This window comes from Autumnicola tepida (assembly GCF_031846485.1).
In the GTDB taxonomy this organism is placed as follows: domain Bacteria; phylum Bacteroidota; class Bacteroidia; order Flavobacteriales; family Flavobacteriaceae; genus Autumnicola; species Autumnicola tepida.
This window is the reverse complement of record NZ_JAVRHQ010000005.1, coordinates 177,916-189,173: the sequence shown is the minus strand read 5'-3', so window position 1 is coordinate 189,173 and position 11,258 is coordinate 177,916. Positions and strand designations below refer to the sequence as shown.

Here is an 11,258-nt window from a genome sequence, read left to right as displayed (position 1 = left end):
TTTATGTTTGTAGGGATTCTGTAAACCTAAAATTTATACTTCTACAATCTTATCCATATAGGGAATAAGATCTTCTTCTGAGGCCAGATCATCTGTGTAATAGATCATTTTCTCCTTTTCCTTAATGATAAATTGCGCCTTAAAATTTCCGTAGGTATCTGTTTTTATTCCTCTTACCTTTTCCTTTTTAAAAACAAATTCTGTACATATTATTTTTCTAAATCCAAATAATGCTGCTATTTGCCTTGCCGGCACTTCGGTGCAACCGGTGAGCAGCACATCGGCAGAGTTACTATTCCCGATTAAAGTGTGTCCAAGGGGAGTCAGGGAATCCATAAATTTTGGGCAGTAGACTTTTTCAAAATAGTTTTCCAGATCGGCTTTTTTCTGACCTTTAAAATAAATATTTATGAGCAGCCTTCTTGATTTGCTGGGATGATATTTTTTTGTGTAAATAAGGAAAATGGCTATAGCACGTCCTAAAAACAATCTCTCATATTTTTTTTTATATCGAAGAAAACCATGCGCAAAATCAAATGTGCTGTTAAGTGTTGATAAGGTACCATCCAGATCATAATAATGTTTTTCCGCATTTTCAGAAACCACATCTAACATAGGCTTTTCCTTAATTTTCATAAGTGCTGATGCTTTAAATTAAAAACTTTAATAGAACTAAGTATTTTCAAAAGTCATATTTGCAGAAACAGCCCTTGAATTGTCAAATTTTCGCTTCTCCCTCTTAAGCTCTTTCATTTTAATCTGAATTAGAAATTCGTAATAAGCCATGTTGGCACAGTAAATAAATCCCGGGGTTCCTTCAGTGAAACCAAGATTTAAGAAGTAGGCCTGGAAAAATCTCAAAAAAGGCCAACCAGGTATCCTGCTCAACCAGGATTTTAATGCCGGATTTCTTACACTGGCATCTTTGGTAAATATCTTTTTAAAAGGAGGGCGCTTCCCAGACCTGGCTACTGCTTCCTGCGTAGAATATTTATTATGACGCTCAATCCAGTAAAACCAGCCTTTTGAGAATCCATAGTGAAGATATGGCTCCTTTATATATTTAATTTCGCCATGCACTTTATCCTCTTTTTGCCCATGTCCAAAATCGGTAAACCTGGCTTTCCCTTTACGCATAAGCCGAAATTGCCATTTTGGAAAATTATCGCAGCGCTTCAGCCATTTTCCATAAAGCATCATTTTCCAGCAACAGTAGTATCCCGCAACATCTTCATCTGCATCCCGTATAGCCTTAATTAATTCTGCCTTAAATTTTTTAGTTACTACTTCATCTGCATCTAAAAAAAGTATCCAGTTATGAAGCTCCAGGTTATCCAGGGCGTAATTTCTTTGCTCTCCAAAGCTTTTAAAAGGATTGATACTTATTTTTGCTCCGTGTTGTATGGCAATATCTACGGTTCTGTCGGTACTGCCGGAGTCAAGAACATGAATATCTTTGCACCAGCTTACAGAATTAAGGCACCGGGGCAAATCTTTTTCTTCATTTTTGGTAAGGACCACTATTGAAATCATTTCCTGCACTTATAAATTTATTCCTTCCAGTTTTCTTTCTTTCACCGGAACGCATGGGTGGCCTGCACAAACCATCCATGGTGGCATATCCCGGGAAACCACAGCACGCGCGCCTATTACACTACCCTCCCCTATGTTAACTCCGGGATGCACAAAGGCTTCAGCAGCAATCCATGTATGTGCGCCAATTTTTACTGGCCTTGTAAACAATGGAAAACCTGGTTTTGTATAATCATGTGTGCCTGCAACGAGATGGGCTCCCTGGGAAATTACGGCGCGCTTTCCTATCACAATTTTTCCCTGGGAATATAAGGTTACCCCATTGGCTATTCCGCATTCATCCCCAAGCTCCAGGTTCCACGGAGCCCAGATCTTAACCCCGGGATAAACATGTACATTTTTACCCAGTTTCGCACCAAATAAACGTAGTAAAAAGGCCCTCCATGCATGAAAAGGATTTGGAGTGAACCTGAACAGAAAAAAACATACTAAGTTCCATATAAACCGTTTTAATCTGTTTTGAAAGCTGAAGGATGGCCCCGTAAAAGTATCTTCGTTAGTATTTGCTGAAAAATTTAAAACTGCCTTTTCCATGATCAACTAAAATTTTCTTTAAAATACAACCTCATCGAAATGAAAAATTTGTCCATTAAATTAAGAGTATCTTCTTCTTCAGTATTTATCTGTACAAGCTCTGACTGCCCGGTCTTATTAAATTCTGAAAGGCTGTTTTTAAACATATATTTTCCAGGACCTGCAAAATGAAAAATTGAACCTCCCTTTAACAGGTGTCGAAATTCTTCAAAGGAATTAATCATTCCTTTTTTGCCGAAGTACTTATACCCGTTACGCTGTATTTCCACAACAGATCTTTTACGCATACCAGAAGTAACTTTTACCTGATTACCGTTGAAAAGGACCCTTCGCTTACTTTTACCCGCAAGACATGACCAGGCAGATTGCTCAGACCACCAATAATCTTTACATGTTTTAAAATATTTGGAAACGATTTCTTCCAGATATGCAAAATCGATCACTTTGGGATTAACCGTTATAAGTCCTGCGTTAAGGGCGGGCACCATTTTCTCATTCCATGCTATATTCCATTTTCCCCTGTACGCCGGTACATCTTCTCTCATATAAGCAATATCAAAACCATTCATTGGAAGTATAACCTTGTCCTTTATATATACATCTGTATCTATAATGGTAATCTTCTCCACCTTCGGAAACAAAATGGCCGCATCAATAACTTTCCTCCAGGTACTATCTTTTATCCTTATTTCCTTTAAACAAGGATAGTCAGTAAGAAAATCTTCAACAACAGAATTAGAATTTAGCACCTGGAAATTCATTGAAGAAAAAACAACCTCCTCTCTGCTGCTCAAGGTATTATCCGGCAACACATAAAATTGTGAAGAAGAAATATTCTGGATATTTCCCCAACTCTTCATGCAGGGGATGGTCCAGTCATTATCTATATAATTAGAACCGTATAATGTAATTAATGGATTTTCTTTGTTCATATTAATAAAATTCAAGGCAGCTTAAAAAGAGAGGAAAATTCCGCTTCAAAAAAATCAAAATTTAATATGCTAATAATGAAGGTGCTTCTTTAAAAAGAAAGGACTCCTTCCATTGATTTACAAAAGAATCCATCGCATATTGGTTTTTATAGCATTCGGCAGCATTCAAACCTATTTTCGCTTTTTGCGGATCTGATAAGCCGAACCAGTTTTCTAACAATTTTATAGTTCCCGAAAGAGAAGCCGGTGCCACCATACCTGCAGAAGCCTCCTCAATTTCCCTCCAGATATTTACCTGGTCTGATATAAGTACAGCTTTTGCACAGGCGAGGGCTTCTACTATTGCAATACCAAAATTCTCCTGTTCACTGGGCAAAATAAAAGCTTCACAGCCATAAAAAGCCCCCCATTTATCCTTGGCAGTCAACATTCCTGGAAAAAATACCAACTCACGTAGCATTTGATTTTTTTCTACCATCTCTGTTACTTTCCTTCCATAGGAAGATTCTTTACCTGGCCCTGCTATTACCAAAGCGGGTAAGTCAGCCTGGTTTTTCTTTACTAGGAATTCATAAGCTTTTATAAGGTTTTCTACTCCCTTTTTCTCGTGGATCCTGCTCAGGAAGAGAATGTAAGTTCTCCCTTCCAGGTCACATTTTTTACCAAAAGCATGTGTCATGGACAACTCATAAGCGGGAGGGGCTTCAGTTCCCAGCCCAACTACAATTTCTTTCCCTGGTTTATAGGGATGGAAAGGTTCATGAGCCAAACGCCGCTCCTCCTCACAGGTAAATAAAATTCCATCTGCCGCATTAATAACTTTAGATTCAATAAATTTCCAGTACAAGGTATTTCGAACTGCTTTTATTTTCCTGGTACTCACTTTCTGGAAATAGGGATCCAACATTCCATGAGGCATGATGTAAAGCCGAGGGCATTTTTGATTTTTTAATCCTGATCTTTTTTGCTCTTTAAGATTTTTAAAGGCTTTATAAGTGGCGTAGGAATTATATAACCACAGGCCATGAATAATAACAAAATCATAATCCTCCAGGTTCTTTTGCAGCCATGGCACAAGCCCTTTACTATAGCTCCATGGAGATTTGGCTGGCCCCAGTGCATAGACAGGAAAGTTATCTTCTTTTAAAAATGCCGCTTCCGGATCATCAAGGCTCAAGACTTCATTTTTAACTTCTTCCCCGGAAAGCCCTTTTACAATGGTTCGTACCGCTTTGCATACTCCACCAAGCTGAGGATCCATTCCTTCTATAACGTGCAGAATTTTCATAATTTTTTATAGCTATCCAGGATTTCAGTATAAATTTGCTCAATATTGTCCAGTGCAATGCCTTTATCGAAACGTTTTGCATTATCAACCCCTTTTTTGATCATCTTTTTTCGATCTGCCGGCTGCAATGCCAATAACCGCTGCAACACTGCTGCTGCTTTAAAGGCCCATTCTTTAACCTTATCTCCTTCTGTTGGACGCCTGGGTATATAGAAAGCGGCCTTGCCTGCCACTTCCGTCATAGGAGCCTCACTGGTGGTTATAACTGGGCAGCCAGATGCCATCGCTTCAGCAATAGGCCACCCAAAACCTTCTGCGAGAGAAGGAAAAAGAAATACACTGGCTCCGCAATAGGCAAGCTTCACCACATCATCGGGGGCATTTTTAATAAAGTGGATATCATTTTTAAAGGGAGAAGCTTCAAAGACTTTTTCAAGCTCTGATGACGGTGCCTGCCCAACCAGGAGCAATGGCAAAGCGGCCCCGAAAGTTTCTCGCCAGGCATTATAAATTTCAATTACTCCAACTCTGTTCTTGTACCATTGGTTCCCCCCTACATGTAAGATATAACCATCATCTAACTGAAACTTCAATTTTTTACTCATTAATTTGCGGGCATTATCTGCATCCTGAGGAGAGAATTGTTGATTTAATCCATTGTAAACCACTTCTGACCGTTTGGGGTTAACTTTAATGAATTTGTCCAGATCCTGCTTTGTTTTCTCTGAAACTGAAATAAAGTTTTTCCCTGTGGAATAACCTTTTCTAATAAGTGCCTGGTATTGCCTGCCGGTCCAGGATGTTCTGTTTTCCTTAATTTCATTTAGTGCAGAACGTTGAGCTAAAAAATCGTGGCAATGTACCACATGAGGTTTATCTGCAACCAATTTTACCCATGGCCCTAACGCATGGTCTGTGAAGACAAATAAAGTTTCCCGTGGTAATGCTCTTTTTTTTCTACGAACCTGTACAGGAAAAATCAGATATTGATCAATATAACCCATCCATTTTTTAATGTTCTCTTTTAATGGAATTTTATGGAAATATTCCTGCGGAGACCATATTTCAACCTCATGATGCCTGGCTTCCATACCTTCTGCCAACATTTTGGCAAAGCGGGGCATGCTCTGGTGATTAAGAAATGTGGGGTGAGCAAAAAAAACGATTTTCATGTGGTTCCTTTTCAATGATGCTCCGGGCTTTCTAAAAATATTTGCTCTTCTATTTCTTCTTCCTTTTCCTTACTGTTTAAAGCACCCAGAACCAAGCCTCCTATTAAAGTACTAAATCCAAGCGAAGTGGGTTGTGCCCATTGCCCCTGCGGAATGGTTATTAAAGCAAAACTTAGCAAAATCCATGGTAACAGGTTGTCATATTTTAAGCTGCGATAACTTCTAAGGCTAATCTCAAAACAAAATGCCAGCCTTACAAGAATCACCAGGATACCTATTACAAATCCCATTTCACCTATGAGACGCGCCCATTCTCCTTCAGCTATAAGAAAGGAGCGCTCCCCCGTTAACAAAGCGCTGCCTGCATTTGTCCCCATTCCTAATCCATATCCAAAAAATGGCAGGTTATTACTATTGATTACTGCGGATATCATCCCTCCAAAATATCTTTCTATCAAGGAACTTGCTACTCCGCCTTCAATGCTACTGGCATCTTCAAAACGGGCAATAAAAGCTTCCATAGCGGTTTGAAAGAAAGAAGTTTGGCTTAGTGCGGCAAGTAATACGACCATGCAAACTCCGGCAATTAACATTCTTGAGAAATACTGAGGCTTCTGAGAAATAGCTATCCCGGTAAAAATGGCTGCAACTACAATCGAGAAAAAAAGACTCCGGCTAATGGATAGAGGAATAGAAGCAAGTACCGCCATAGTGGAAGCAAACAGTAAAAGCTTATCTATATTATGCCTGCTAACCCAGAAGTAAAGAACAAAGCAGCCAACCAGGCTAAAAAACATGGAGTTCCCGGTAGTAAAAGAAAAGGTTCCTGATGGCCGAAAAAAACCCATAGCGCCACTAAAACCAGAACCTTCTGTGTCCCCACCAATACCCCTGTTTACCCATGCCGATTGAGGACTATAGAATTGCAATGCCGTTAATATTACCAGTGGAATGGAAAGCCATAAAAGAACTTTTCCTATTTTTATTACATCATCTTTATTGAAAACACTTCCAATCACAAACATGAGGGGAAAATGCAGAATTAGGATACGTGCTCCAAAAAGACTAACAAACAGATTGCCATGGCCAAAAATAAGAGTAGTTGAAATTCCAATTATTGCAAGGGCAACCATTGCTGCAGCATAGATATTAAAAGGAACGATATCTTTTTTCCAGGCTAAAAACAGGATCCAGATCGCGATGGGATCCCTAACCACCAATAATGGAGCTGACAACGCTGGTATACCCCATTTTCTCAATGCTCCTTCAAAGATTAACAGAAGAAAATAACACCATATCCCGGCTTTGAGATACTTGTTTTTATCGGCATTTATCGAAACACTGTCATCGGTGCCGCCAATAAATGTGCTGGTCTCCTGCTGATGCCCCTGGATACTAATTGTAGATTTTTCGGATGTATAGGTCATTTCTTCCATGCAGGTTAAATCTTATGATTCTTGATTGCTTCTGCTAATTCCTCTCCATAAACACTCCATGGCCGCAATCTTGCGGTTTCTATAGCTGCTTTTCCCACTCTTGAAATTTGTTCAGGATTTGCGATAAGTTTTTCAATTTCATTCCGCAAAGCCTCAGTAGAAGCTGCTTTTACCAGCCATCCATTTTCATTATGAGTAATAAGATCTGGGCCGGCAGTACGATCTGTGGTTATCACCGGGGTACCCTGGGACATAGCCTCAGTAATTACCATTCCAAAGCCTTCAAAAAGAGATGGAAAAAGCAGTACATCATGTTCCCGCATTAATTTAAGAACTTCTGCATGAGGTAGTGTGGGAATCCAGTTATGTTCTGATAAGGCTTTATCCAGAGGCTTACAATTGTTAGAAGCTTTGTGGCCCACTATTGTTAAGGAAACATTGGCCTCCAGCCCTTTAACAGCTGCAAAAACATCGGCTATTCCTTTCCGTTGCGAAAGCCCTCCCACAAAAAGCAGCTTCAGCTTCCTATTCGTTTTAAGATCATTATATGCTCTTTTCTCCACAGCTGGTGGAAATCCATAGGGGATAATCTCGACAGGAGCCAACTGCCCCGGGAAATCCGCCAAACTCCTTGCGGTAAAGGTACTTGCAACAAAAATACGGTCTGCCATTTTTAATTCCTCATCCTTACGCTGTAATTTAGCTTCAGAATCTTTCATGCCCGTTAAGGTGGAAGACCATTCCGGCCAACGCTCCTCTTCAGCTTTCAGCAGTTTTTTTGCAGTACGCCAGTATCCTATTGGTAAATCATAAAAGCGGGAAATACCGTTCTTTTCTGCTTCCATAAAAGAAAACCATGCGCCATCCTCATAACCATAAACGGCATTGGCTCCATTGTTTTTTGCAGGTTTTAGCCTTGAAGCCACTTTGCGGTCCTGATTCGTGTATACGGCATCTACACAAAATACACCATCCTCATGCTTGGTCAACCGATCCATTCCTAACTTTTGTGCGGCCATACGGCCAGCTTCTTTCCATGGGCTGGTATATGTAAAGCCACTTAATTCAGGTTCAAAACCTCTTCTTTTTAAATCTGAAAGAGGGCGTAATGTTCCCATTCTATCAAGGAAGCTACCGGGAAAAGCAGCTATTGCTGTATGAAATTCATATAACATACCGGCATCCATTAATCCTTTTAATAATGCCCGGTTAAATTGGTTACTGGTGGGATGGGAAATAATCACTTTCATATATGGCAATAAGTCTATTGTTTTAGTACAATACTTCCTCTTTCTGCCGGATTGGCCGGGCAGTAAAATAAGCTTCTGGGCTTTTAAGCATTTCTTTCCAAATCTCCCAAAATGCCTTGTTACTGAAATGGTTTTTATATACCTGGTGAATTTCTTCTGCAGAAAAAGACTCAGCTTTTATACGCTCAATAAAAAGTTTTAAACTTTCTACCAGCTTTTCAGGTTCTTTCTCAGATACTATCATTCCGTTCTTGTTAATTTCTGCCACCTCTGGCATAGCCCCAATGGTAGTACATAAAATGGGGCGGCCATACCGCATGGCTTCTATTACAATCAATGGTAAGCCCTCTGTATCTACAGAAGGAATCACTACTCCATGGGATGCACTTATAATATCCGCAAATTCTTCATCTTCATAAAAGCCTTTCATAAACACCTTTTCTTCAAGGCCTTCCTTTTTTATGACTTGTTTTATAGCTTCTGCTTCAGAGCCTTTCCCGTAAATATCAAGAAGCAAATCTTTATCCCTGAATAATTCAGCACCAGCCTGAACAAATTGCCTGATTCCTTTGTTCCATTCCAGTCTTCCAAAGTATGCTAAGCGGATAGTATTGCGAGCTGGAGGAATAGCTTCAAAATAATCTGATTTATATTCTTTGGAAAAACATGGTAGCCATGCCACAGGTTTTTCAGAAGAAACATTTTTTTTAAAAACTTCAATCATTCCTTCTGTTTGCGGTGCAATCGCATCAAAAAGTTTTACCATTTTTAGCTTTAGCGGAATATTGTGTGCTTCAAAATGTACCTCTTCAAAAAGTTTAAAGGTTGAAGCAGGTAGTGAAGCTGCAACCATAGAGTATCCATGTCCATAACCTGTTGCTATAAAGATATCTGGATTAAATGATCTTGCTCTTTTACAGGCCTTTCGTAATTTAAAATATTTCCCCAGCTTCTTTGGAAGTGAATCTGTGATATAAGGCACAGAAATTTCCGGAACTTCATTATCTTCAAAAATACATGCGCCGCTATCGTTTACATTGATAAGGAGAAGCTCGTGGCCGGCTCTTCTAAGATACCTGCACAGTACGATATAGTGTACAATAAGCCCCCCCATAAGCGCATTATTGCCCATTACAATTATTTTCATCTTTAAATTTTAATTTTTTATATCTGGATAATGGCGAAATTCCTTTCTTGCCACTTATTTATTCTCGGTCAGCCTGAACTTTAATTTTTCAAAGGCTGCAGAGACCGGATTGCTAAACTTAAGGTTTTCGGTTTCCATAGTGATTATTCCGGGACTTTCCTGATAAATTAAATCGTTTACCCGGGCATAAATCTCTTCAAAACCTTCAAGCCTTTTTATAAGATGTATAGCAATGGTATCAGGTTTAATTTCATCCATGGAAGCCGGGATAATTGCCTGCTCCTTCCTCCATATTTTCCCGTTACAATTTGCTCCCAGCAAGGCCCATGCAGTTTGGTCTGCCAACGAAACCCTCCAGGGTTCCCTATCTTTAGGAAAATATTCTTCTTTGCTGAATAGCCATTCAAAAAGATCAAAGTCTATCGCTCCATTCCGCAGATAGTAAAAGCCCGCATTTATTTTATCAGGAAACTTAATTCTTGGATGTATAAACCTTTCAAAGAAATTAACGGAGTAATAGTCAAACCTATCGCTCATAAGCACAAGATCCTCCCTTCCATATTTGCCTCTCTCCAGGCCTACAAAAGGTTTAATGAAGAAAACATCAGAATCAAAATAGACATAATCATTATCTTCCACTACTGCCATGTCAAAAAGCTTGACTGTAAAAGCATTTTGGCCTCTCCATTTTTGGCAGAAGGGGTGAGACCTTAAAGCTTCATCAGCCAGGGCATCCACTTCTTTTTTATCCTTAATCTCAATTCCGGGAATCTCAAATAATTTTTCTTTATCCTCCGCAGTCAGGGAGCCATCTTCATAAACATGAATTTTATATTCATCCTTATAATTATGCACAAAAGATTTTAATGACATTAAAGCCATTTCTATATCTCTGTGACAAGCTAAAGTGGTGATTGTAATCATGGTATGGTTAGAAATTTTAAAGCTTTTACTAACTTAGTATATGGATTTGGCCCATGTTGCTACCTGGTGTAGCCCCTTATCCAGATTATATTCAGGTGTGAAGCCAAGGCTTTTTAATTTTGAAATATCTGCTTTCCAGTTTGCCGGATCGCCTTTAGGAACCTCGCCGTCAAATTTAATCTGTACTTCCACACCTAAATTTTTGATTAGAAGTTCAGCTACTTCATTGATGCTACTTTCCACCCCCGATGCAAGATTATATACTTCCACTCCTTCAGGATTGGATTTAGAAATAACCTTAAGCACCGCCTGGCAAACATCTTTAACATACATAAAGTCCCGGCTTTCTTTGCCTGTGCCAAAAAGTGTAATTTCCCTTTTTCCTTCTTCTTCAGCCAGGAGGGCTTTTTGGCTAACATCCCATATAAGTTGTTTCCTAAGCTCAGGCCCATATACCGAAAATATCCTGAAAATAGTTATTCCCACTTCAAAAACGCGTGCATAATGGGCTAACAGGGTTTCTGCCGTTGCCTTATGGATACCATAAGGAGAAATTGGCATTATTGGTGTTTCTTCAGTAATAGGCAAGATTTCCGGATTGCCATAAACGGCTGCGCTTGAAAAAAGAAAAAGCCTTGCCTGTGGCTGTGATTTTTTTAGAAAGGAGGCAAGCCGCGCGGTACCTGGTAACAAACTGGAGAAATCTCCATAAGGATCCTTTACAGAAGCAGCAACCGATGCCCCTCCTGCCAAATGGCAAACTGCATCTATTTTGTTGTTCTCCAATAAGGCATCCAAATCTACTGAATCCAGGGACGTGGTCGCAAAACCTGCCCATATTTGTGGCTGGAGAGGAGCTCTTAAATCTATCCCAAAAATCCTATGCCCTGCTTTGGCTGCCATTCGTGATAACCAGGTTCCCAGGAATCCTGAAGCTCCTGTAATAAGTATAGTTTTTGGTCGGGTCATATAATTAATTCTG

The 11,258-nt window shown here is 39.6% G+C and carries 11 protein-coding genes; all 11 read right to left on the bottom strand.

Annotated features, from left to right (window positions below):
- Positions 1–33: 33 nt before the first annotated feature.
- Positions 34–636 carry an HAD family hydrolase gene (locus tag RM553_RS06675; RefSeq protein ID WP_311534180.1) on the bottom strand — a complete coding sequence of 201 codons (603 nt, stop codon included), beginning with the start codon at positions 634–636 and terminating at the stop codon, positions 34–36.
- A gap of 36 nt (positions 637–672) precedes the next feature.
- Positions 673–1,533, bottom strand: coding sequence for a glycosyltransferase family 2 protein (locus RM553_RS06670; protein ID WP_311534179.1), 861 nt, complete (start codon positions 1,531–1,533; stop codon positions 673–675).
- A gap of 9 nt (positions 1,534–1,542) precedes the next feature.
- Positions 1,543–2,127 (bottom strand): DapH/DapD/GlmU-related protein, encoded by a 585-nt coding sequence (locus RM553_RS06665; RefSeq protein ID WP_311534178.1) that lies wholly within the window; start codon positions 2,125–2,127, stop codon positions 1,543–1,545.
- Positions 2,128–2,129: 2 nt separating this feature from the next.
- Positions 2,130–3,059 (bottom strand): hypothetical protein, encoded by a 930-nt coding sequence (locus RM553_RS06660; RefSeq protein ID WP_311534177.1) that lies wholly within the window; start codon positions 3,057–3,059, stop codon positions 2,130–2,132.
- Positions 3,060–3,120: 61 nt separating this feature from the next.
- Positions 3,121–4,347, bottom strand: coding sequence for a glycosyltransferase (locus tag RM553_RS06655; RefSeq protein WP_311534176.1), 1,227 nt, complete (start codon positions 4,345–4,347; stop codon positions 3,121–3,123).
- Positions 4,344–5,519, bottom strand: a complete 1,176-nt coding sequence (locus RM553_RS06650) for a glycosyltransferase family 4 protein (protein ID WP_311534175.1) — start codon at positions 5,517–5,519, stop codon at positions 4,344–4,346. The genes RM553_RS06655 and RM553_RS06650 overlap by 4 nt, the downstream gene beginning before the upstream one ends.
- 11 nt (positions 5,520–5,530) lie before the next feature.
- The gene (locus RM553_RS06645) at positions 5,531–6,946 is read right to left on the bottom strand and encodes a hypothetical protein (protein ID WP_311534174.1); all 1,416 of its coding nucleotides are present in this window, start codon (positions 6,944–6,946) and stop codon (positions 5,531–5,533) included.
- A 14-nt stretch (positions 6,947–6,960) separates the two neighbouring features.
- Positions 6,961–8,205, bottom strand: coding sequence for a glycosyltransferase family 4 protein (locus tag RM553_RS06640; RefSeq protein ID WP_311534173.1), 1,245 nt, complete (start codon positions 8,203–8,205; stop codon positions 6,961–6,963).
- 22 nt (positions 8,206–8,227) lie between these two features.
- A complete protein-coding gene (locus RM553_RS06635; RefSeq protein ID WP_311534172.1) occupies positions 8,228–9,352 on the bottom strand; it encodes a glycosyltransferase family 4 protein in 1,125 nt (374 codons plus the stop codon).
- A gap of 54 nt (positions 9,353–9,406) precedes the next feature.
- Positions 9,407–10,276: a hypothetical protein gene (locus tag RM553_RS06630; protein ID WP_311534171.1), complete on the bottom strand. Its 870-nt coding sequence runs from the start codon at positions 10,274–10,276 to the stop codon at positions 9,407–9,409.
- A gap of 33 nt (positions 10,277–10,309) precedes the next feature.
- Complete coding sequence (locus RM553_RS06625; RefSeq protein WP_311534170.1) at positions 10,310–11,245, bottom strand: NAD-dependent epimerase/dehydratase family protein; 936 nt, start codon at positions 11,243–11,245, stop codon at positions 10,310–10,312.
- Between the last annotated feature and the right edge of the window lie 13 nt (positions 11,246–11,258).